Consider the following 21,858-nt stretch of genomic DNA (forward strand, 5'->3'; position numbering starts at 1 on the left):
CGCTCGTGCGGGGCGTTCCTGTTTCTGCAGGAAGATGGCGCTGCCCCGCGGCTGACCAGCCGGTCGGAAAGGGCGTAGTCTGGTGCGGGATGTTACCCTTATGCACATATATGTCGCAGCCGTGGTTACGGCCGGTGCTTGACAGCGAAGGGTGATATCGAATAGCCGCAACTGTATGATTTTTATAAGGTTTCCCGAGCTGAACAAAAAATCGCCGATCTGTCTGTAGGCCGCTGGCGACGGGCTTTCCGGCGCGGAGACCGGATACTTTCAACAGAGTTATCCACAGGAAAGGTGGATAACCCAAACGTCCCCCGGCGACACCGCCGGGACGAGGTGCCCGATGAAGAAACCCGCCGGTTTCGACCGTTATCTGGCCCTGGCCGAACGCTTTCTTGCCCGGGGCCGGGTACCGGCGCTGCTGTTCGCCGTGGCGCGTAAGAGCGCGCGCCTGAAGCTGGTCAAGGCCGACCTGCGCCTGCTGCAGGAACTCGCCCTGGCCACCGTGCGCGGGCAGTATCGCCAGCTCAACCCCAGGGCGCTGCTGGCCGTGGTGGCGGCGCTGCTGTATTTCCTCTCGCCGCTGGACATGATTCCCGACTGGCTGCCCGGCGTGGGCCTGCTGGACGACTTGGCGGTGCTGGCCTGGGTGGTGCGCCACTGGCAGTCCGAGCTGGATGCCTTCAAGCTCTGGCGCGACGCGCAGAGCCGCGAGACGCGCCAGTCCCTGGCGCTGCTGCCGGGGCCGGAGCGGCCGGCGCGCGGCTGAATTGCCGTCCACGCGAACCGTGCGCGGCGTCGCGATGCCAAGCGCGATGATGCGCCCGATGAGGCCGAGCGGCGTTTCATGGGCGATACTGTGAAAGGTCGGAATGCTGGGCAGGCGCCAGTGGTTGCCGTCATTGCCCGTTGAAATGCCGGCATGCAAGGAGTGTTGTCGATGAATGTGCAAGTGATCACGCGAGACGGCGAAGCGGAGTACGCCGTGCTTCCCTGGGCCGACTACCAGGCGCTGCTGGCCGCTGCCGGCGCCCGCGCCGCCCAGCCCCCGGCGGCTGCCGTCACGGTGGCGGCGCCGACCGCCTCCTGGCGCGAACTGCGCGAGGCGCGTGGCCTGTCCCTGGAGAGCGTGGCCCGCGAGGTGGGGATCAGCCCGTCCTACCTGGGGATGATCGAAAGCGGCGAACGCGAGGTCAGCGAAGCCATCGAGCACGGCCTGCGTCGCGCACTGGGAGCGAAGTCGGAGTCGGCATCTTGAGCGTGCATATCAGCCGCAAGCATTGGCAGGGCTTGCTGGACGAGCTGGAAGACGCGCGCCGCCAGCGCCACCTGCTGACCTACCGGGCGCTGATCGAGCGCCTGCAACTGCCGACTCCGGCGATGACCACCCTGACCGCGGCCCTGGAACACCTGGCGCAGCTCGATGCCCGCGCCGGCCGGCCGCTGCGCAGCTCGCTGGTGATCAGCCAGGGCGCCAGCCGCCTGCCGCGCACCGGGTTCTTCGAGTGCGTGGAGCGCCTGGGACGCTTCTCCGGCGCTTCTGACGGCCCGGCGGCGGCGGGCTGGCATGCCGCCGAGGTGGTGCGGGTGTTTGAATTCGACTATCCGGAAGAGCCGTGAGCCGCGAGTTCGTCTGGCGCCTGCGCGCCCGCCTGTCCTACGCCGTGGCGCGACGCCTGATGGGCTGGCCCTGGCTGGTCCGCCAGCCGCGCGCCTGGCAGTGGATGCAGGGGCAGTTCTCGCGCATGGCCAACCTCGGCGACGTGGCTGCGCAGAGCTTCTACGGCCACCTGCTGCTGTTCCGCGGCCAGGGTTTCGGCGCCCGCGAGGAGGGCCTGCGCCTGCTCGCCCTGGCGGCTGCCGGCGGTGATGCCAAGGCTGCCTACCAACTGGGCGTGCAGGCCCTGCAGGGCAGCGCGCAGCGGCAGCCGGACGGCGCCGCTGCGGCGCGCCACTGGGCCCAGGCCGCCGAGGCCGGTCATCCGCTGGCCGCGCGGCGCCTGGCCGAGCTCTATCGCGACGGGGCCGAAGGCCTCGCCGCCGATGCCGAGCAAGCCGAACGCTACCAGGCCGTGGCTGCGCGTCTCGGACTCTGAGCGGCTTCTATTCCAGCGTGATGACGTGCCGGCTGTAGCCCGGCACTTCCTTGGCGTGGCGCTTGGCCTCGGAGGCGATGCTCGCCAGTTGCGCCGCGTCCAGGCGCTCGCCGGCGCCGGGCTTGAGGTGCACCACGCCCACCGACAGCGACAGCAGCGGGAACTCCTGGCGCTGGCCGCGGCGGTTGTAGGCGACGAAGCAGCCGGCCTGCAGGTGCTCCTGGTTGTAGAAGCGCCGGCACTGGCCCTGGAAGTCCTCCAGCAACTGGTTGAGGCGGTTGCGCCAGTCCCCGGAGGTGAACACCAGCATGAAGTCGTCGCCGCCGATGTGGCCGACGAAGTCGCAGCCGGGGTCCACCCGGTCGCTCAGGCATTGCGCCAGGCACAGCAGCACCTCGTCGCCGCGGGCGTAGCCGTAGAGGTCGTTGAAGGGCTTGAAGCTGTCGATGTCGACGTAGCACACCGCCGCCTCGCGCTCCTGTTGCAGCAGGCGGCCCAGGCACTGCTGGATGGGCACGTTGCCCGGCAGCAGGGTCAGCGGGTTGGCGTAGCGCGCCTGGCGGATCTTCAGTTCGGTGATCAGCTTGAGCACGTCGATCACCCGGCCCAGGCCGAGGTAGCGGCCGCCCTGGGTGATGATGAAGTCTTCCTCGATGCGCTGCCGCGCGCGGCTGGTGAGCAGGCGGCTGACTTGCTGCAGCGACTGGCTGCGCTCCACCGCGAGAAAGTCCTCGCTCATCAGCCGGCTGATCGGCTTGCGCGCGTACAGCTCGGTGCCGAAGGGCTTGAGCAGGGCATCGGAGAGAGCGTGGCGGTGGACGATGCCCACCGGCTGCTGGTGCTCGTCGAGCACCGCCAGGGCGTTCAGGTTGGCCTGGGCGCGGAACGCTTCGAGTACCTCGGCGATCGGCGTATCGCGGCCCACCGCCGGCTGTTCCAGCAACAGCGGGCGCAGGTCGGCCTGTTCCTCGCCGTGCAGGGCGTCCGTGCGGTCGAGGTCCGGCAGCAGCCCGCGGACCTCGCGCACCGGCTGTTCCTGCGGGCGGCCGATCAGGTAGCCCTGGACCAGGTCGACGCCCATCTCCGAGAGCACCGCCAGTTCCTCCGGCAATTCGATCCCCTCGGCTATCACCTGGGCGCGGGAGGCGTGGGCCATCTTCAGGATGGAGCCAACGAACTCGCGCTTGACGCCGTCCTGGTGGATGCCGTCGATGAAGTGGCGGTCGATCTTCACGTAGTCCGGGCGCAGCTCCGACCACAGGCGCAGGCTGGAGTAGCCGGCGCCTAGGTCGTCCAGGGCGATGCAGAAGCCCATGGCGCGGTAGTGGTGCAGCGCGGTGTCGAGCAGGCCGAAGTCCTCGATGGGCGCCTGCTCGGTCAGCTCGATGACCACGTCGCCCGGCGCTATGCCGAGGGTCTGCAGCAACTGCAGGGTACGGCCGGGCTGGTGGCTGGGGTCCAGCAGTGACTCGGGGGCGACGTTGAGGAACAGCTTGCCGCCCAGCCCCAGCTCGTGGAAGCGCTGGCAGGCGCGGCGCCGGCAGAGCACGTCCAGCTCGCTCAGGCGGCCGGCGTGGCGCGCGGTGCTGAACAGCGTGAGGGGGGAGTGCAGCGGGCTGTTGGAGGGGCCGCGGGTGAGGGCCTCGTAGCCCACCAGGCGCCGCTCGGAGAGCGACACTATGGGTTGGAACAGACAATGCAGGTCGCCGTGAGCGATGATCTGGGCCAGCGCGCTCAACTGCTCGGTGACGGTCATGACGGTTCTCTGTGGGGTGAAAAGACGAAGGGCCGGTCTCCCGGCCCTTGCGCATTTCACTACTGAGTCATGACTGTTTCGTGACGACTCCGCTCTTTCAGTGCTTGGCTACCGCCGAGCTGAGCGTCAGGTAGTCCAGCAGGATGTGCCCGGACTCGGTGAGGTAGGCGTCGTCCTGCGGCTTGGTCTTGTCGTCGTCCGGCAGGGCGTTGTCGTCTTCCTGCTTGAGCTCCTTCAGCGGCTCCTGGCCCTTGGATTTGCGCAGGGCGTTCTCCATGGCCAACTGGCGGCCCTCGATGCTGCTCTGCTGGGCGCGGCGCTTGGCCTCGTTCAGGCTGACGGTCTTCTCCTTCATCAGCTCCTGGGCCAGGGCCAGGCGCTGGCGGGCGTAGACGAAGTCGGCATTGTTCGCGGTGCGCGAGTCGTGCTGGGTCTTCAGCTGGTCGAGGAACGGCTTGAACGGGTCGCTCTGCGCCGACAGCACCGGGCGGATGGTGTCCCAGGGCATGGAGTCGGGCAGGGCGCTCTCGCCGATTTCCTTGTCGTCGACGATGGACGGGTAGCTGATGTCCGGGATCACGCCCTGGTGCTGGGTGCTCTGCCCGGAGACGCGGTAGAACTTGGCCAGGGTCAGCTTCAGCTCGCCGTGGTTGAGCGGCTGGATGGTCTGCACGGTGCCCTTGCCGAAGGTCTGGCCGCCGACGATGAGCGCGCGGTGGTAGTCCTGCATGGCGCCGGCGAAGATCTCCGAGGCCGAGGCGGACAGGCGGTTGACCAGCACGGTCATCGGCCCGGTGTAGAAGGCCTGGCCCTCGTCATCGTTGAGCACGTCGACGCGGCCGTCGCTGTTGCGCACCAGCACGGTCGGGCCCTGGTCGATGAACAGGCCGGTCAGCTCGGTGGCCTCCTGCAGGGAGCCGCCGCCGTTGTTGCGCAGGTCGATGACGATGCCGTCGACCTTGTCCTTCTGCAGCTCGCCGATGAGCTTCTTCACGTCGCGCGTGGTGCTCTTGTAGTTCGGGTCGCCGGCGCGGTAGGCCTTGAAGTCCAGGTAGAAGGCCGGCACGTCGATCACGCCGAGCTTGTAGTTGCGGCCGTCGTGGTCGAGGGTGATTTCCGACTTCTTCGCCGCCTGGTCTTCGAGCTTCACCGCCTCGCGGGTGATGGTGACGATCTTGCTGGTCTGGTCGTTCGGCGCGTTGGTGGACGGAATCACTTCCAGGCGCACCTGCGAGCCCTTCGGCCCGCGGATCAGCTTGACCACCTCGTCCAGGCGCCAGCCGACCACGTCGACCATCTCGCCCTTGCCCTGGGCGACGCCGATGATCTTGTCCGAGGTGGCGATCTGCTTGCTCTTCTCCGCCGGGCCCGCCGGCACCAGGCGCACGACCTTGACGTAGTCGTTGTCGCTCTGCAGCACGGCGCCGATGCCCTCCAGGGAGAGGCTCATGTTGATGTCGAAGTTTTCCGCGCTGTCCGGCGACAGGTACTGGGTGTGCGGGTCGTAGGTCTGCGCGAAGGCGTTGATGTAGGCCTGGAAGATGTCCTCGCTGCGCGTCTGTTCCAGGCGCATCAGCTGGTTCTTGTAGCGCTTGGTCAGCTGTTCCTGGATGGCCTTGTCGTCCTTGCCGGCGATCTTCAGGCGCAGGACCTCGTCCTTGACCTTCTTGCGCCAGAGGTCGTCGAGCTCGGCGCCGTTCTTCGCCCACGCGGCGTTCTCGCGGTCGATGGTCAGGCTCTCGTCGACCTTGAAGTCGATCTTGTCGACGCCCTTGCCGAGCATCGCCAGGGCGAAGTCCAGGCGCTCCTTGAGGCGGTCCAGGTGACGTTTGTAGATGGTGAAGCCGGGGTCCAGCTCGCCGCTCTTGAGGAAGTCGTCGAACTGGGTGCGCCAGGGCGTGAACTGGGCGATGTCGCCGGCGGTGAAGTACATCCGCGACGGGTCCAGGGCCTTGATGTAGGCGTCGTAGATCTTCGCCGAACGGTCGTCGTTGAGCGGCGGCTTGCTGTAGTGATGGCGCTTGAGCAACTCGACGATGTTGAGGCTGGCGATCACCTGGTCACGGTCCGGCTGCAGGCCGTCCCAGGAGTTCTGGCCGGCGGAGGGCGCGGCGAACGAGGACAGGGCGCTGGCGCCGAGGACCAACAGCAGGGCGGTGCGGGGCAGAAATCGCTTCATGCTTAATCGACTGGGTGCGGAGTTATGACGCATATTAGGCCGTATCTGGCGTCGCCGGGTTCCAAGCTTGTCGAGATTGGGCTCTGGCGCGACGAGCGAAGAGAAAGGCCCGACCGACGTGGTGCGGGCCGTGCAAGCACTATGGAGGTAGCGTGAACGCATTGCAAGGTATCGAAGGGCGGGTGGAGTGGGCCGAGCGCGCCGCGCCGACCTGCGGGGCTGGGCAGGTGCGCATCCGCGTGGCCGCCGCCGGACTCAACCGCGCCGACCTGCTGCAGCGCGCCGGGCTCTACCCGCCGCCGCCGGGGGCCAGCGACGTGCTCGGCCTGGAATGCGCCGGGGTGATCAGCGAAGTGGGCGCCGGCGCCACCTGGCAGGTGGGCGACCGCGTCTGCGCGCTGCTGGCCGGCGGCGGCATGGCCGAGGAAGTGGTGGTCGACGCCCGCCACGTGCTGCCGGTGCCCAACGGCCTGTCGCTGGCCGAAGCGGCGGGGCTGCCGGAGGTGTACGCCACGGCCTGGCTCAACCTGTTCCAGCTGGCTGGCCTGCAGCCGGGCGAGAAGGTGCTGCTGCACGCCGGCGCCAGTGGCGTGGGCTCGGCCGCCATCCAGTTGTGCAAGGCCTTCGGCAGCCCCTGCTGGGTCAGCGTCGGCTCCGCCGACCGGCTGGCCTACTGCGAGGCTCTGGGCGCCGAGGGCGGCGTGCTGCGCGGTGAGGGACTGGAATCGCTGCGCGACTTCGCGCCCTTCGACGTGATCCTCGACCCGGTGGGCGCCAACTACGCGGCGCTCAACCTGCAGGTGCTGCGCCAGGACGGCCGCTGGGTGGTCATCGGCCTGATGGGCGGACGCAAGGCCGAACTGGACCTGGCGCTGCTGCTGGGCAAGCGCATCCAGCTGGCCGGCTCGACGCTGCGCAGCCGCGACGCCGACTTCAAGGCGCAACTGATCGCCGAGCTGGGCACCCGCGTCTGGCCGCTGTTCGCCAGCGGCCAGCTGCAGCCGCGGCTGGAACGCCAGTTCGCCGCCAAGGATGCCGAGCAGGCCTTCGAGGCCCTGGCCAGCAACCAGGTGCAGGGCAAGGTGGTGCTGCTGGTCGACGAGAGCCTGGCCTGACGTGCGGTTCCGCACGGTGTTTCCCTCGAATCCGTAGGAGCGGATTCATCCGCGATCCGGCCGACGGGCCGGCTCCGGCATATCGCGGACGGAGTCCGCTCCTACGACCGTGCTTTCCTGGAGGTGTAGGAGCACCTGTCTTGCGCAGAGGTGCTCTTCGTAGGATGGGTTGAGCTTGCGAAACCCATGCTGTCGTGGCGATGGGTATCGCTTCGCTCAACACCATCCTACGACGGTACTTCTGTAGGCGCGTCCTCAGCGCCAGGCGAGGATTTCCCAGCCGTGCTTTTCCGCCTCGCCGCGCAGCACCGGGTCGGGGTTGACCGTGTGCGGGTTGCCGACGCGGTGCAGCAGCGGCAGGTCGTTGCGCGAGTCGGAATAGAAGTGCGCGGCGGCCAGCGGGTTTTCGTCGCCGCCCAGCCAGTCGAGCAGGCGGATGATCTTGCCGTCGCGGTAGGTCAGCACGCCCTGGGTGCGGCCGGTGTAGTGGCCATTCACTACCTCCAGGTCGATGGCCAGCACGTCCTGGATACCGATGCGCTCGGCGATCGGCTGCACCAGGTGCACGCCGGAGGCGGAGATCACCAGCGGGCTGTCGCCGGCGGCGCGGTGGCGCGCCAGGGTGCGGCAGGCGTCGTTGTAGATCAGCGGTTCGATGACGTCCTCGACGTAGGCCTCCACCTCCCGCTCCACTTCCTCGACGCTGCGCCCGGCCATGGGCTCCAGGCTGAAGGCCATGTAGGCCTCCATCGACAGCTCGCCCAGGGCATAGCGCGCCATCAGCTCGGCGTCGCGGCGGATGAAGGATTCGCCGTCGACCCAGCCCAGCTCGGCCATGCGCCGGCTCCACAGGCTGGCGCAGTCGCCGTCGATGAGGGTTTCGTCAAGGTCGAAGATCACCAGGGCCATCAGGCCACCTCCCGGATGCTTTCATGATCGATCGCCAGCGCCAGTTGGCTGCCGGCCGGATAAAGGCGTTCCGCGCTGCGGTTGAGCACGTCCACCGTGAGTTCGACGCCGTTGGCCCGCACCCGGTAACGGATGACGTTGCCCAGCAGGCTGTGGGACAGCACCTGGGCGGCGATGCCGTCGCCCGCGTCCAGGCTCAGGCGCAGGGATTCCGGGCGGATCGCCACCTGCCCGGTGAAGGGCCGGCCGAGCAGGCGGCCGGCCTGCTCGGCGTCGAGCAGGTTGTAGTTGCCGATGAAGCCGGCGGCGAAGGCGTCGGCCGGCGCGGTATAGAGGGTTTCCGCGTCGCCGCTCTGGACGATGCGCCCGGCGTTCATCAGCACGATGCGGTCGGACAGCGTCAGCGCCTCCTCCTGGTCGTGGGTGACGAACACCGTGGTCAGCTGCAGCTCCTGCTGGATGCGCCGGATCTGCTCGCGCAGGTGCTTGCGGATGCGCGCGTCCAGCGCCGACAGCGGCTCGTCGAGCAGCAGCAGGCGCGGGCGGGTGACCAGCGAGCGGGCCAGGGCCACGCGCTGGCACTGGCCGCCGGAGAGCTGGTGCGGGTAGCGCGCGGTGTACTGGCCCAGTTCGACCATCTCCAGCACCTCGGCCACCCGGCTGGCGGCCTCCGCGGCCGGCACCTTGTGCATGCGCAGGCCGAAGGCGACGTTCTGCTGCACGGTCATGTTGGGGAACAGCGCGTAGCTCTGGAACACCATGGCGATACCGCGCTTCTGCGGCGGCAGCGGCACCAGGTCCTGGCCGTCGACCAGGATGCGCCCGCTGTCCACCGCGGTGAGCCCGGCGATGCAGCGCAGCAGGGTGGACTTGCCGCAGCCGCTGGGGCCGAGCAGGGTGACGAACTCGCCGCGCCGGGCGGCGAAGTCGATGTCCTGGAAGACCTGGGTGTCCCCGAAGCTCTTGTCCAGGCGTTCGACGCTGAGGAAGCTCATGTGCGGTCCTTGTTCAGGCGGTTGGCGGCCCAGGTCAGCAGCAGGATGAAGAGGAAGTAGGAGACCACCACCGCGCTGGTGTAGTGGCCGCTGCTGTTGCGCATGTTGTTGAGGAAGACCTGCAGCGTCTCGTAGCGGGTGCCGACCAGCAGGTTGGCGAAGACGAACTCGCCGATGAGGAAGCTGAAGGACAGGAACAGCGCCACCATCAGGCCCTTGCGCAGGTTCGGCAGCACCACCAGCAGGGCCGCCTGCCAGGTGCTGGCGCCCAGCAGCTGGGCGGCGTCCATCAGGTCGTGCAGGTTGATCGCCTGCAGGTTGTTGCCGATGGCCCGGTACATGAACGGCAGGGCGATGGTGAAGTAGCAGCCGATGAGGATCCAGGGCGTGCCGGTCAGCGGCAGGGGACCTGCGGCATACAGCTGCAGCAGGCCCACCGAGGAGACCACCGGCGGCACCGCGAAGGGCAGCAGGATGAGCACGTTCATCAGCGCGTCCAGGCGCGGGAAGTGGTAGTGCACCACGAACATCAGCGGCAGGATCAGCAGCACGCTCAGCAGCAGCGCGCCGAAGCACACCAGCAGCGACTGGCCGAAGGCGGTGAGGAAGCGCGGGTCGGTCCACAGCGCCAGGTACCACTTCAGCGTCAGGCCGTCGGGCAGCACGCTCGCCGACCACTGGGTGGCCAGGGAGTAGAGCAGGGTGGCGGCCAGCGGCAGCAGCAGGATCAGGAACAGGGCCCAGACCACCAGCCGGTGGTACAGCGGGCTAGCGTTTCTGGACATGGTAGCTCCGCCGCAGCAGCCACTGGTGGGCCAGGGTGATGACGGTCATCAGCCCGACCAGGATCATCGCCAGGGCGCTGGCCATGTTCGGGTCGAGGAAGACGTCGCCGGAGACCAGGCCGGCGATGCGGATCGGCACCACGTTGAAGTTGCCGGTGGTCAGCGAGTAGACGGTGGCGTAGGCGCCCAGGGCGTTGGCCAGGAGGATGACGAAGGTGCCCAGCAGCGCCGGCGTCAGCACCGGGATGCCGATGTGCCGCCAGAACTGCCAGTGGTTGGCGCCCAGCAGCGCCGCCGACTCGCGCCAGTCCTCGCGCAGGGCATCGAAGGCCGGGTAGAGCAGCATCACCCCCAGGGGAATCTGGAAGTAGGTGTAGAGGATGATCAGGCCGGTCTTGGAATAGAGGTTGAAGTCCTCGATCAGCCCGGCCTGCTTGAGCAGCAGGGTGATGGCGCCGTTGAAGCCGAGGATGATGATGAAGGCGAAGGCCAGCGGCACCCCGGCGAAGTTGCTGGTCATGTTGGCGAAGGCCATGACGAAGTCGCGCAGGCGGCTGTCCACCTGGCGCAGCGAATAGCTGCCGAGCACGGCGATGGCCAGGCCGATCAGGCTCGACCACAGGGAAATCTCCAGGCTGTAGCGGATCGCTTGCAGGTAGAAGGGCGAGGCGAATATCTCGGCGAAGTTGCCCAGGCCCCAGGCGTCCTCGCTGCGCAGGCTGTTGATCGCCACCCACAGCAGCGGGGCGATCTGGAAGGCGAAGAAGAACAGCGCGAAGGGCAGCAGGCAGAGCAGGGCCAGGCGCTTTCCGCGGTTCGCGCTCATGGCCGCAGCAGTCCTTGGCAGACCGGCTTGTCGTGGGGCGCGCCGAGGATTTCGCAGAGGCTGCCGCACAGCTCGACCTGGCGCGGGCGCACCTGGTCGTCGAGGCTGAAGGCCTCGCCGAAGACGAACAGCGGCACCTCGCGCTCCTCGGGGAGGATGCCGCCGTGGGTATGGTCGTCGTTCATGCCGTGGTCGGCGGTGACCATCACCTGGTAGCCGGCGGCCAGCCACTGGTGCAGGTATTCCGAGAGCAGCACGTCGGCCTGGCGCGCGGCGTTGCGGTACTGGGCGCTGTTCAGGCCATGGCGGTGGCCGGCGTCGTCGATGTTCATCGGGTGCGCCAGCAGCACGTCGGGCTTGTGGCGGCGGCGCAGGTGCTCGGCGTCGGCCAGCAGGTGCGAGTCGGGGTAGTGGTCGGTCCAGTAGAAGTGGCCGTACTGGATCGGCAGTGCCGCGTCCTCGGTGTGGCGGTCGCGGGCCGCGTCGAAGGGCGAGCGGTTGTACAGCTCGCTGACCCAGTGGTAGGCCGCCGCCGCGGTGCTCAGGCTGGCGTCGCGGGCGTAGTGGAACAGGCTGCGCTCCTTCGACAGGCGCGACACCTGGTTGTGCAGGATGCCGCTGTCGATCGGCGCGACGCCGGTGAGCAGGCATTCGTAGAGCGGCCGCGACAGCGACGGCAGCTCGCACTGCAGGCGGTAGAGGCGGCCGCGGCCGGCGTTGCAGAGCGCCTGCAGGTGGCCCATGCAGTCATGGGCGACGCCGTAGTTGAGGCCGTCGAGAATGACCAGGATGACGGGACGGGACATCGTAGCTGCCTGTGCTGGGAAACCGGAACGGGCGCCCCGGCCGTGGCCGGGGCGGCGCCGCGTCACTGCATGTTGATGATCACGTTTTCCTGCCACATGCGCGGCAGGCGCTTGGAGGTCGCTTCCCAGGCCTGGCCGTCCTTGATCGGCTGGGCCTTGGCGTACTGCTCGTTGGGCAGCAGCTTGGCCTTGACCTCGGCCGGCAGTTGCAGGTGCTCGGCTCGGATCGGCCGGGCGTTGCCCTTGGCCAGGTTGATCTGCCCGGCGTCGCTGAAGATGTACTCGCGGGCCAGCTTGGCGGCGTTGGGGTGCTTGGCGTACTTGTTGATGATGGTGGTGTAGCCGGAGATCACCGAGCCGTCGGAGGGGATCAGCACCTCGAAGCGGCTGGGGTCGATCTGGTCGCGGTAGCTCAGGCCGTTGAAGTCCCAGACGATGCCGACTTCCACCTCGCCTTTCTCCAGGGTGTTGATCACCGGGTTGGTCAGCGACAGGCGGCCCTGTTTGGCCAACTGGGCGAAGAACTCCAGGCCCGGCTTGATGTTCTTCTCGTCGCCGCCGTTGGCGATGGCCGCGGCGAGCACGCCGTTGACCGCCTGGGCCGCGCTGCTGACGTCACCGATGGTGACCTTGTACTTGCCCTTGAGCAGGTCGGCCCAGCTGTGCGGCACGTCCTTGACCAGCTGCTTGTTGACGATGAAGGCGATGGTCCCGGTGTAGGCCAGGGCCCAGTGGCCGTCCTTGTCCCTGGCCCAGTCCGGGACCTGGTCCCAGGTGCTCGGCTTGTAGGGCTGGCTGACGTCCTGCTGCACGGCGATGGGACCGAAGGCGGCGCCGACGTCGCCGATGTCGGCGCTGGCGTTCTCGCCTTCGGCCTTGAACTTGGCCAGCTCCTGGGCCGAGCTCATGTCGGTGTCCATGTGCTTGAGCCCGTACTTGCTCTCCAGGTCCTTCCAGGTGTCCTTCCAGTTCGCCCAGCTGTCGGGCATGCCCACGCTGTTCACCTGGCCTTCCTTGCGCGCGGCCTGTTCCAGCGCCTGCAGGTCGGCCTCGGCGGCCATGGCGGTCGCGCTGCCCAGGGCAATCGCGGTTCCCAGCAGTGAAGCAAGCAAGCGTTTCATTCGGTGCTCCTTCGGTCATCGGGTTTGGCAGTCGGGCCCGCGCCCCGGCGAGGGCGCGGCGCGTCGCTGGTCTAGATCAGCAAGACCCAGGCCAATCTACGAAGCGGGCATGACAATTTCGTGTCCGGGCAGCGGCCGGTCGTTCGGCAGGCAGCGCCCGGATACAGCCTAGACCATGCACAAGACCTTGATGCGACGGGGCTATGCCGGGCCCGGGAGCTGGCATGGGGCCTGCTTGCCATGGCATTGTCACCGGACGGTCACCGGCGATTCCTACAGTGGAAGCTGCCGCCGGTTGCGGTGAAGTGCCCCAGGTTGGGGCTGGTCTAGTCCAAAAGAGGGAAACAGCATGCGCGACGAGGCGCTACCGACGGTGACGGCGATCTGCCGGGCGCTGCTGGAACAGATCGACAGCGGCCTGCTGCCGGCCGGCGGCAAGCTGCCGGCGGAGCGGCGCCTGAGCGAGCTGTTCGACACCACGCGCATCACCCTGCGCGAGGCGCTGACGCAGCTGGAAGCCCAGGGCCTGATCTACCGCGAGGAACGCCGCGGCTGGTTCGTCTCGCCGCCGCGGCTGCTGTACAACCCGCTGGTGCGCAGCCACTTCCACGCGATGGTCGCCGGCCAGCAGCGGGTACCGGCCACCGAGGTGCTGTCGGCGCGCCAACTGCCGGCCAGCCCGGCGATCTGCGCGCACCTGGAGCTGCCGGCGCTGTCCAGCGTCTACCAGATCCGCCGTGCACGAAGGGTGGACGGGCGGCTGGTGCTGTACGTGGAGCACTACCTGAACCCGGCCTACTTCCCCGGCATCCTCGACAACGACCTGCGCCAGTCGCTGACCGATCTCTACGCCAGCCGCTACGACATCCGCTACGGCCGCGTGCGCTTCGACATGGTCCCCACCGCCCTGCACGGCGAAGCCGCCAGCGCCCTGCGGGTGGCCGAGGGCAGCCCGGCGCTGCGCATCACCCGCATCAACCGCGACCAGCACGGCCGGGTGATCGACTGCGACCTGGAGTTCTGGCGGCACGATGCCATTCATGTGAGCGTGGAAGTGCCGGATTGAGGGGAGGGCTCTTCGTAGGAGCGAGCTTGCTCGCGAACCTGGCTCTTCATGCGTTTGGCCGACCTTCGCCCCCTCTCCCCAGCCCTCGGCTGCGCGCCCCGCCCTGAAGCGTGCAGAGAAGGGGGTGGTTTCAGCTTGTAGCCACCGTACCTGCCGGCTGACTTCAAACTGCCCAAACACACCGAACGGTCCCCTCTCCCTTCAGGGAGAGGGTTAGGGAGAGGGAACAGAGGTCATCCCGAACATCGGAGTGCCCGGGAAACGCCGTTCGCGAGCAAGCTCGCTCCTACGAAAAACCGCAGCCTCAAGGCAGCTCGGCACTGCCATAGAACGCCCCCAGCACCTTGGCCAGGTAGCGCAGGTCGTGGCTGCCGGCCAGTTCGCGGATGCTGTGCATGGCGAAGGTCGGCAGGCCGATGTCAACGGTGCGCACGCCCAGTTGGCTGGCGGTGATCGGGCCGATGGTGGAGCCGCAGCCCATGTCGCTGCGGGTCACGAAGCTCTGCACCGGCACTTCGTTTTCCAGGCACAGGTGGCGGAAGTAGCCGGCGGTCTCGCTGCTGGTGGCGTAGCGCTGGTTGCTGTTGACCTTGATCACCGGGCCGCCGTTGAGCAGCGGGCCGTGGTTGCCGTCGTGCTTGTCGGCGTAGTTGGGGTGCACGCCGTGGGCGTTGTCGGCGGAGACCAGCAGCGAGCGCTGGATCACCCGTACGAAGGCGTCACCGTCGGGCAGCAGGCGGCGCAGCACCTGCTCCAGGAAGGGACCGTCGGCGCCGCAGGCCGAGCAGGAGCCGACTTCCTCGTGGTCGGTGCAGACCAGCACCGCGCTCTGCTCGTCGCCGCTGTCCAGCAAGGCTTCCAGGCCGGCGTAGCAGGACAGCAGGTTGTCCAGGCGGGCGCCGGCGATGAACTCGCCGCCCAGGCCCACCACCGCGGCGCGCTGGGTGTCGTAGAAGCTCAGTTCGTAGTCGAGGATGGCGTCGGCGATGATGCCGTGCTCGTTCTGCAACTGTTCGCCGAGCAGGTCGCGGAAGTCGCGGGTCTCGCCGGCGGCCAGTTGGGCGAGGATCGGCGGCAGTTCGGTCTGCGCGTTGATCGCCCAGCCCATGTTGGCCTCGCGGTTGAGGTGGATGGCCAGGTTGGGGATCACCGCGATGGGTGCGCGGAAGTCGATCAGGCGGCTTTCCACCTTGCCGGCCAGGCGGAAGGTGACGCGCCCGGCCAGGGACAGGTCGCGGTCGAACCAGGGCGCGAACAGGGCGCCGCCGTAGACCTCGACGCCCAGCTGCCAGTAGCCCTTGCGGGCCAGTTCCGGGTTCGGCTTGACGCGCAGGCAGGGGCTGTCGGTGTGTGCGCCGACCAGGCGCAGGCCGTGCTCCAGCGGGGCGTTGCGGCCGAGCTTGAAGGCGATCAGCGAGGAGTCGTTGCGCGTCACGTAGTAGCGCCCACCGGCCTCGGTGCGCCAGGCGTCGCGCTCGTCGAGGCGCTGATAGCCGGCCTCCTCGAGGCGCCGGGCGAGGCTGGCTGTGGCGTGGAACGGCGTCGGCGAGGCCGCGAGGAAATCGATCAGGCCCTGGTTGAGATCTGCACGCATGGGAAACTCCGGACAACGATGGGCGGAAGTTTATCGCAAATGGTGGGGGCGGCGGGGTTGTGGCTATGCCGGCGGGGATTCATCGCGGACTCCGTCCGCGATTCGCGCGCAGGGCGCGCTCTTACAGGGGAATGGTGCGGGTGGGGCGGCGTAGGAGCGGATCTCATCCGCGAAACGCGCCGGGACGGCCGGCTATCGCGGACAAGGTCCGCTCCTACGGGGGACGCCATGCCTCATGGTGAGTTGTAGGAGCGGGCCCTGCCCGTGATTCGCGCGCAAGGCGCGCTCCTACAGGGGAATGGCGCAGGTGGGGCGGCGTAGGAGCGGATCTCATCCGCGAATCGCGCCGGGACGTCCGGCTATCGCGGACAAGGTCCGCTCCTACGGGGGCACCATGCCTTACGGTGAATTGTAGGAGCGGGCCCTGCCCGCGATTCGCGCGCAAGGCGCGCTCCTACAGGGGGATGGCGCGGGTGGGGCGGCGTAGGAGCGGATCTCATCCGCGAATCGCGCCGGGATGTCCGGCTATCGCGGACAAGGTCCGCTCCTACGGGGGACGCCATGCCTCATGGTGAGTTGTAGGAGCGGGCCCTGCCCGCGATTTCGCGTGCAGGGCGCGCTCCTACAGGGGGATAGCGCAGGTGGGGCGGCGTAGGAGCGGATCTCATCCGCGAATCGCGCCGGGACGTCCGGCTATCGCGGACAAGGTCCGCTCCTACGGGCGCCGTGCCACCACGGCGAAGATATGCCAGTGCTTGGCACTACCGACGGCGGTCTTGCCTTGCCACTCGTGTTCTTCGAAGCGCAGCGTTTCCCAGCCCTCGAAAAGGGTTTGCACGGCTTCGCGGGTGTGGAAGCTCATGCCGTCGCGCCCCTGCCACTGGTCGCGTTCGCCGAAGAAGTGCCCGGCGAACAGCCCGCCACGCTCCAGGGCAGCCTCGATGCTTTGCCACAGGCGCGGGAAATCGGCAGGCGGGCAGAAGGGCAGGGCGAAGCTGCTGTTGATCAGCTGCGCGTTGGGCAGGGCGGTGTCCTGGAAGCGTTCGCAGCGGGTTTGCAGGCGTTCGGCCTGGCCTGTGGATAAACCTTCCGTCAGGTGACGCAGGCCAGCGGCGTTGCTGTCGATCGCCAGCACCCGCCAACCCTGGCGCAGCAGCTCATGGGTGTCGCGTCCCGAGCCGCAACCCAGGTCCAGGGCCAGGCCGGGCGCGCAGTGCCAATGCTCCAGCGCTTGCATCAGCGACGGATGGGGCGGGGCGCCGCGGGTTGCCTGGTGGAAGTCTTGCCGGTCCATGGCGGTTTCCGCTCAGAACGGCGCAGGCGACTCGAAGCGCAGGCGCTCGCCGGTCTGCGGGTGGGTCAGGCACAGCAGGCTGGCGTGCAGGCACAGGCGGTCGCGCAGGGCCAGGGCTTCGCCTTCGGCGTAGAGGCGGTCGCCGAGCAGCGGGTGGCCGATGGACAGCATGTGCACGCGCAGCTGGTGCGAGCGGCCGGTGATCGGCGTCAGCTCGACTCTTGCGTACTGGCCGCAGCGTTCCACCACGCGCCAGAAGGTCAGGGCGTGGCGGCCGTGCTCGTGGTCGACGATGTGCCGCGGCTTGTTCTCCGGGTCGTAGCGCAGCGGCAGTTCGATGCGCCCGCTGTCCCGTTCCGGCTCGCCCCAGCACAGGGCGGTGTAGGCCTTTTCGGTCTCGCGGTCGTGGAACTGCCGGGACAGCTCGCGGTGGCTGTCGGCGTCGCGGGCCAGCACCATCAGGCCGGAGGTTTCCCAGTCCAGGCGGTGGACGATGCGCGCCTCCGGGTAGCCGTTTTCCTGCAGGCGGGTGACCAGGCAGTCCTTGTTGTCCTCGGCGCGGCCGGGCACCGAGAGCAGCAGGGTGGGCTTGTTCACCACCAGCAGGGCGGCGTCCTGGTGGACGATCTGGATGTTCGACAGCGGCATGGGGCCTCGACAGCGGCTAGAAATGACTGCGGCGGCCGAGGCCGCCGCAGTTCACTCCGGGAACGATCAACGTTCCGGCAGAGTGATGTTGAGTTCCAGGATCGAGCAGCTGCCCTGGTTGGCCAGTTCCACCTGGACCTGTTCCTGGTCGATCGGCACGTATTTGCGGATCACTTCCAGCAGGTCTTTCTGCAGCTGCGGGAGGTAGTCCGGTTGCGAACGGTTGCCGCGCTCGTGGGCGACTATGATCTGGAGTCTTTCCTTCGCGATGGACGCGCTGTTCGGCGCTTTCCGGCTGCGAAAGAAGTCTAAAAGGCTCATTCACGTCCTCCGAACAGTCGTTGCAGGAATCCTTTCTTCTGCACATCGAGGAACCGATGTGGCATCTCTTTGCCCAGCAGGCGGTCGACCGCGTCGCTGTAGGCCTGGCCGGCGTCGCTCTGCTCGTCGAGGATGACCGGCACGCCCTGGTTCGAGGCCTTGAGCACGGCCTGCGACTCGGGGATCACGCCCAGCAGGCGGATCGCCAGGATTTCCTCGACGTCTTCCACGCCGAGCATCTCGCCCTTGGTGACGCGCTCGGGGTTGTAGCGGGTCAGCAGCAGGTGTTCCTTGATCGGCTCCTCGCCCTTCTCGGAGCGCGCCGACTTGCTGGCCAGCAGGCCGAGCATGCGGTCGGAGTCGCGCACCGAGGAGACTTCCGGGTTGGTCACGACGATCGCCTCGTCGGCGAAGTACATGGCCAGGTGGGCACCTTTCTCGATGCCGGCCGGGGAGTCGCAGATGATGTATTCGAAGTTCTGCTTGAGTTCTTCCATGACCTTGCCGACGCCTTCCTGGGTGAGGGCGTCCTTGTCACGGGTCTGGCTGGCGGCCAGGACGAACAGGTTCTCGAGGCGCTTGTCCTTGATGAGGGCCTGGGTCAGCGTGGCTTCGCCGTTGATGACGTTGACGAAGTCATAAACCACGCGGCGTTCGCAGCCCATGATCAGGTCGAGGTTACGCAGGCCCACGTCGAAGTCGACGATGACGGTCTTGTGGCCGCGCAGGGCCAGGCCGGTGCCGATGGCGGCGCTGGTGGTGGTTTTACCGACGCCACCCTTACCGGAAGTGACTACGAGGATCTTGGCCAAGGTGATTCACCCCAAAGAAAAAACGAAGAGTTCTGGTCCCTGAAATTCGCGGCAGTATCCGTTAAAGGCGGGTGATGTTCAACACGTCTCCCGACAGGCTGACGTGTACCGCCTGCCCCCATTGCGGACTGCGCCTAAGGTCTTCTGCAACCTTGTAATTCCCGGCGATCGAGACCAGTTCGGCGCCCAACTGCTGACAGAAGATTCGCGCGCTGGTGTCGCCCTTGACGCCGGCCAGGGCACGACCGCGCATCGGACCGTATACGTGGATGTTGCCGTCGGCCAGAAGTTCCGCACCGGGGCTCACGGGGGCGAGCACGATGAGGTCGCCGCCGGCGGCGTAGATCTGCACGCCGCCGCGTACCGGGGTGGTCACCAGTTTAGTCGGACGGACGGCCGGGGCGGCGGGTTCGGCAGCCTTTTCAGGGGCTTTTTCAGGCGCCGGGTCCGCGGTCTTGTCGCTGGCCTTGTCGATGGCTTTTTCGACCACCGGTTCGGCCAGCTTCTCGCTGCGCGGGCGGCGCACTATGCCGTCGTTCGCCGGGCCCGCGGTGGTGTCCTTGGGCTCCAGCGGGCGGTCGCGGGAGCCGGAGGGCGGCAGCACCGGGATGTCCAGCATGGTCGCCAGGCGCAGGTCTTCCTCGCGGTTGGCGCGGATGGCCAGGGTGCGCAGGCCGTGGCGGCGGCAGATGTCCAGCACGCCCTGCAGGTCGAGCTGGCCTTCGCCGCCGGGCAGCTTGTCCAGGGCCAGGACCAGGGGGGTGTCGCGGAAGAAGTTGGGAGCCTGGGCGACCTTGTCGGCGAGCTGACGGTCCAGGCGCGACAGGTCGTTGTGCGCCAGTTCCAGCACGGTGACGGCGAGCATGCTGCCCTTGAGCTGGAAAACGGGATCTTGGTCGAGGAGGTCGGCTTGGCTCATGGTCGCACTGCATCGCTAAATGGCCTCGACTTATAGCGAACCCTCCCGGCAGCCGCAAGCCTGGCGCGGGGCCAGGTGCGATAGTGGCACCGCAGCGGCGGCGCAAAGGCGACGCTCGCGGTAGAATGCCGCCTTTGCCCGTCATTTCGGAACCCTCCATGGATCGTCCCAGCTTTCGTCCCGCCTTCCTCCATCCGCGCTACTGGCCGCTGTGGCTGGGCCTGGGCGCGCTGTGGCTGGTGGTGCAGCTGCCCTATCCGGCGCTGCTGGCGCTGGGGCGCGGTCTGGGCGCGCTGATGTACCGCGTGGTCGGCAGCCGCCGGGCGATCGCCGCGCGCAACCTGGAGCTGTGCTTCCCCGAGCTGTCCGCCGCCGAGCGCACCCGGCTGCTCAAGGCCAACTTCGCCTCCACCGGCATCGCCTTCTTCGAGATGGCCATGAGCTGGTGGTGGCCCCGGGCGCGCCTGGCCAGGCTCGCCCATATAGAAGGCCTGGAGCACCTGCGCCAGGCCCAGGCCGAAGGCAAGGGCGTGATCCTCATGGCCATGCACTTCACCACCCTGGAGATAGGCGCGGCGCTGCTGGGCCAGGTGCAGACCATCGACGGCATGTACCGCGAGCACGACAACCCGGTGTTCGACTACGTGCAGCGCCGCGGCCGCGAGCGGCACAACCTGGACGCCAGCGCCATCGAGCGCGAGGACGTGCGTGCCATGCTCAAGGTGCTGCGCGCCGGGCGCGCCATCTGGTACGCCCCGGACCAGGACTACGGCGCCAAGCAGAGCCTGTTCGTGCCGCTGTTCGGCATCCAGGCCGCCACCGTCACCGCCACCACCAAGTTCGCCCGCCTGGGCCGCGCGCAGGTCATGCCCTTCACCCAGACGCGCCTGGCCGACGGCTCCGGCTACCGCCTGGTGGTGCACCCGCCACTGCAGGACTTCCCCGGCGAGAGCGAGGAGGCCGACTGCCTGCGCATCAACCAGTGGGTGGAAGCCGAGATCCGCCAGCAGCCCGAGCAGTACCTCTGGGCCCACCGCCGTTTCAAGAGCCGCCCGGAAGGCGCACCGAAGCTCTACGACAAGCGCTGAGCGCGGCGGCCGGCTTTACCGCGGCGAGCGGCGCTGCATACTCAAATGCAGGACGCATCCAGGACTCCGGTCGTGACTGAATCTGCCGTTCCCCCATCCCCCCAGGCCGTCACCGGCCTCATCCTCTCCGGCGGCGGCGCCCGCGCCGCCTACCAGGTGGGCGTGCTGGCGGCCATCGCCGAGCTGCTGCCGGAGGGCGCGGCCAATCCCTTCCCGGTCATCGTCGGCACCTCGGCCGGCGCCATCAACGCCGTGGGCCTGGCCTGCGGCGCGCTGTCCTTCCGCGAGGCCATCCATAGCCTGACGCGGGTGTGGAAGGGTTTCCACACCGGCCAAGTGTACCGCGCCGACTTCACCGGGGTGCTCGGCCAGGCCCTGCGCTTCCTCGGCCACAGCCTGCTGGGCCTGGGCCGGCGGCGGCCGGTGGCGCTGCTCGACAGCACGCCGCTGCGCCACCTGCTGGCCCGCGAGATGGACTTTTCCGGCATCAGCGCCGCCCTGCAGCAACGCAAGCTGCGCGCGGTGGCGGTGACCGCCTTCGGCTACGACTCCGGGCAGGCGGTGACCTTCTACCAGGGCCGCGCCACCATCGAGCCCTGGCTGCGCCACCGGCGCATCGGTGTGCCGACGCGGCTGCACCTGGAGCACCTGCTGGCCAGCTCGGCGATCCCGCTGCTGTTCGCCCCGGTGCGCATCAAGCGCGAGTACTACGGCGATGGCGCGGTGCGCCAGCAGGCGCCGATCAGCCCGGCGCTGCACCTGGGGGCCAACCGCGTGCTGGTGATCGGCGTCAGCGGCAACCCGACGAACAACGGGCCTGACGAGGGCGCCGCCGACCTGGCCAGCGGGCGGCCGCCGACCCTGGCACAGATGGGCATCCACCTGCTCAACAGCACCTTCATCGATAGCCTGGAAGGGGATATCGAGGTGCTGCAGCGCGTCAATTACCTGGGCTCGCTGGTGCCCCAGGAGCGCCGCTGCCACGAGGCCGGGCTGCGCGAGGTGGAAGTGCTGCTGGTGTCGCCGTCGCGGCCGCTGGACGAGATCGCGGCCAAGCACCGCAAGGAACTGCCCTGGGCGGTGCGCCTGTTCCTGCGCGGCCCGGGCGCGACTCGGGCGAGCGGGGCGGGGGTGTTGAGCTACCTGCTGTTCGAGCGCGGCTATTGCCACGAGCTGATCCGCCTGGGCTACAAGGATGCGATGGACAAGCGCGCGGAGCTGGTGCGCTTTCTCGGGCTGGAGGAGCATTGTCTGTAGGGGAGGGGCGTGGAGAGGATCGCGGACGGAGCCCGCTCCTACGCTTCAGGCAAACACGTAACTGCCTTGCAGGCCGCACCGGAGCGCCCTTCGTAGGAGCGAGCTTGCTCGCGAACCGCATGGCACGGCGTTTGTTCGCGAGCAAGCTCGCTCCTACGAAAAGCCATGCTCGCCTGCAACGTAGGAGCGGACCTTGTCCGCGATAGCCGGGTGTCCCGGCGCGATTCGCGGATAAGATCCGCTCCTACGCTGCCCCACCCACGCCGTATCC

At 68.1% G+C, this 21,858-nt stretch carries 22 protein-coding genes; 8 read left to right on the top strand and 14 right to left on the bottom strand.

Annotated features, from left to right (window positions below; translation table 11 throughout):
• Positions 1–343 precede the first annotated feature (343 nt).
• The 4 genes from BM060_RS18035 to BM060_RS18050 all read left to right on the top strand — a co-directional run bounded on the left by BM060_RS18035 (position 344) and on the right by BM060_RS18050 (position 2,096).
• Positions 344–769 (top strand): YkvA family protein, encoded by a 426-nt coding sequence (locus BM060_RS18035; protein ID WP_074981563.1) that lies wholly within the window; start codon positions 344–346, stop codon positions 767–769.
• Positions 770–940: 171 nt separating this feature from the next.
• Positions 941–1,258: a helix-turn-helix domain-containing protein gene (locus BM060_RS18040; protein WP_074981566.1), complete on the top strand. Its 318-nt coding sequence runs from the start codon at positions 941–943 to the stop codon at positions 1,256–1,258.
• Positions 1,255–1,620, top strand: coding sequence for a hypothetical protein (locus BM060_RS18045; protein WP_009620544.1), 366 nt, complete (start codon positions 1,255–1,257; stop codon positions 1,618–1,620). Before BM060_RS18040 ends, BM060_RS18045 begins: the two co-directional genes overlap by 4 nt.
• Positions 1,617–2,096: a hypothetical protein gene (locus BM060_RS18050; protein WP_074981568.1), complete on the top strand. Its 480-nt coding sequence runs from the start codon at positions 1,617–1,619 to the stop codon at positions 2,094–2,096. The genes BM060_RS18045 and BM060_RS18050 overlap by 4 nt, the downstream gene beginning before the upstream one ends.
• A 7-nt stretch (positions 2,097–2,103) precedes the next feature.
• Here BM060_RS18050 and BM060_RS18055 read toward each other — a convergent pair whose 3' ends face one another.
• Both BM060_RS18055 and BM060_RS18060 read right to left on the bottom strand, forming a co-directional pair.
• Positions 2,104–3,852 (bottom strand): GGDEF domain-containing protein, encoded by a 1,749-nt coding sequence (locus tag BM060_RS18055; RefSeq protein ID WP_074981570.1) that lies wholly within the window; start codon positions 3,850–3,852, stop codon positions 2,104–2,106.
• Positions 3,853–3,949: 97 nt separating this feature from the next.
• A complete protein-coding gene (locus BM060_RS18060) occupies positions 3,950–6,031 on the bottom strand; it encodes a carboxy terminal-processing peptidase (protein WP_074981572.1) in 2,082 nt (693 codons plus the stop codon).
• Positions 6,032–6,183: 152 nt separating this feature from the next.
• On the opposite strand from BM060_RS18060, the gene BM060_RS18065 reads away from it, so the two are divergent.
• Entirely contained in the window at positions 6,184–7,146 is a 963-nt protein-coding gene (locus BM060_RS18065; protein ID WP_074981575.1) for an NAD(P)H-quinone oxidoreductase, read from the top strand.
• A gap of 255 nt (positions 7,147–7,401) precedes the next feature.
• Here the strand turns inward: BM060_RS18065 and BM060_RS18070 are convergent, their stop codons facing one another.
• From BM060_RS18070 to BM060_RS18095, 6 genes are all read right to left on the bottom strand, one after another.
• On the bottom strand, positions 7,402–8,055 hold the full coding sequence (locus BM060_RS18070) for an HAD family hydrolase (RefSeq protein ID WP_074981577.1): 654 nt from the start codon (positions 8,053–8,055) through the stop codon (positions 7,402–7,404).
• Positions 8,055–9,050, bottom strand: a complete 996-nt coding sequence (locus BM060_RS18075) for an ABC transporter ATP-binding protein (protein ID WP_074981579.1) — start codon at positions 9,048–9,050, stop codon at positions 8,055–8,057. Before BM060_RS18075 ends, BM060_RS18070 begins: the two co-directional genes overlap by 1 nt.
• Positions 9,047–9,835, bottom strand: coding sequence for an ABC transporter permease (locus BM060_RS18080; RefSeq protein ID WP_074981581.1), 789 nt, complete (start codon positions 9,833–9,835; stop codon positions 9,047–9,049). Before BM060_RS18080 ends, BM060_RS18075 begins: the two co-directional genes overlap by 4 nt.
• Positions 9,819–10,661, bottom strand: coding sequence for an ABC transporter permease (locus BM060_RS18085; RefSeq protein ID WP_064583916.1), 843 nt, complete (start codon positions 10,659–10,661; stop codon positions 9,819–9,821). The genes BM060_RS18080 and BM060_RS18085 overlap by 17 nt, the downstream gene beginning before the upstream one ends.
• Positions 10,658–11,467 carry an alkaline phosphatase family protein gene (locus BM060_RS18090; protein ID WP_074981583.1) on the bottom strand — a complete coding sequence of 270 codons (810 nt, stop codon included), beginning with the start codon at positions 11,465–11,467 and terminating at the stop codon, positions 10,658–10,660. Before BM060_RS18090 ends, BM060_RS18085 begins: the two co-directional genes overlap by 4 nt.
• Positions 11,468–11,529: 62 nt before the next feature.
• Positions 11,530–12,588 carry an ABC transporter substrate-binding protein gene (locus BM060_RS18095; protein WP_074981585.1) on the bottom strand — a complete coding sequence of 353 codons (1,059 nt, stop codon included), beginning with the start codon at positions 12,586–12,588 and terminating at the stop codon, positions 11,530–11,532.
• Between the two features lie 349 nt (positions 12,589–12,937).
• Between BM060_RS18095 and BM060_RS18100 the strand changes: the two genes are divergently transcribed.
• On the top strand, positions 12,938–13,654 hold the full coding sequence (locus tag BM060_RS18100) for a UTRA domain-containing protein (RefSeq protein ID WP_043271054.1): 717 nt from the start codon (positions 12,938–12,940) through the stop codon (positions 13,652–13,654).
• Positions 13,655–13,958: 304 nt separating this feature from the next.
• Here BM060_RS18100 and BM060_RS18105 read toward each other — a convergent pair whose 3' ends face one another.
• From BM060_RS18105 to minC, 6 genes are all read right to left on the bottom strand, one after another.
• The gene (locus tag BM060_RS18105) at positions 13,959–15,248 is read right to left on the bottom strand and encodes a M18 family aminopeptidase (RefSeq protein WP_074981587.1); all 1,290 of its coding nucleotides are present in this window, start codon (positions 15,246–15,248) and stop codon (positions 13,959–13,961) included.
• A 715-nt stretch (positions 15,249–15,963) separates the two neighbouring features.
• Positions 15,964–16,542 (bottom strand): class I SAM-dependent methyltransferase, encoded by a 579-nt coding sequence (locus BM060_RS18110; RefSeq protein ID WP_074981589.1) that lies wholly within the window; start codon positions 16,540–16,542, stop codon positions 15,964–15,966.
• Positions 16,543–16,554: 12 nt separating this feature from the next.
• A complete protein-coding gene (locus BM060_RS18115; RefSeq protein ID WP_074981591.1) occupies positions 16,555–17,190 on the bottom strand; it encodes an RluA family pseudouridine synthase in 636 nt (211 codons plus the stop codon).
• Between the two features lie 66 nt (positions 17,191–17,256).
• Positions 17,257–17,511 carry a cell division topological specificity factor MinE gene (minE, locus tag BM060_RS18120; RefSeq protein WP_009620516.1) on the bottom strand — a complete coding sequence of 85 codons (255 nt, stop codon included), beginning with the start codon at positions 17,509–17,511 and terminating at the stop codon, positions 17,257–17,259.
• The gene (minD, locus tag BM060_RS18125) at positions 17,508–18,323 is read right to left on the bottom strand and encodes a septum site-determining protein MinD (protein WP_009620514.1); all 816 of its coding nucleotides are present in this window, start codon (positions 18,321–18,323) and stop codon (positions 17,508–17,510) included. The genes minE and minD overlap by 4 nt, the downstream gene beginning before the upstream one ends.
• 61 nt (positions 18,324–18,384) lie before the next feature.
• Positions 18,385–19,242 carry a septum site-determining protein MinC gene (gene minC / locus BM060_RS18130; protein ID WP_074981593.1) on the bottom strand — a complete coding sequence of 286 codons (858 nt, stop codon included), beginning with the start codon at positions 19,240–19,242 and terminating at the stop codon, positions 18,385–18,387.
• Between the two features lie 158 nt (positions 19,243–19,400).
• Here minC and BM060_RS18135 point away from each other — a divergent pair, with 158 nt between their 5' ends.
• Together BM060_RS18135 and BM060_RS18140 are read left to right on the top strand one after the other, a co-directional pair.
• Positions 19,401–20,330, top strand: a complete 930-nt coding sequence (locus BM060_RS18135; protein WP_058072890.1) for a lipid A biosynthesis lauroyl acyltransferase — start codon at positions 19,401–19,403, stop codon at positions 20,328–20,330.
• Positions 20,331–20,402: 72 nt separating this feature from the next.
• Positions 20,403–21,587, top strand: coding sequence for a patatin-like phospholipase family protein (locus BM060_RS18140; RefSeq protein ID WP_074981594.1), 1,185 nt, complete (start codon positions 20,403–20,405; stop codon positions 21,585–21,587).
• Positions 21,588–21,858: the final 271 nt, after the last annotated feature.

This window comes from Pseudomonas citronellolis, from assembly GCF_900112375.1.
In the GTDB taxonomy this organism is placed as follows: Bacteria; Pseudomonadota; Gammaproteobacteria; order Pseudomonadales; family Pseudomonadaceae; genus Pseudomonas; species Pseudomonas citronellolis.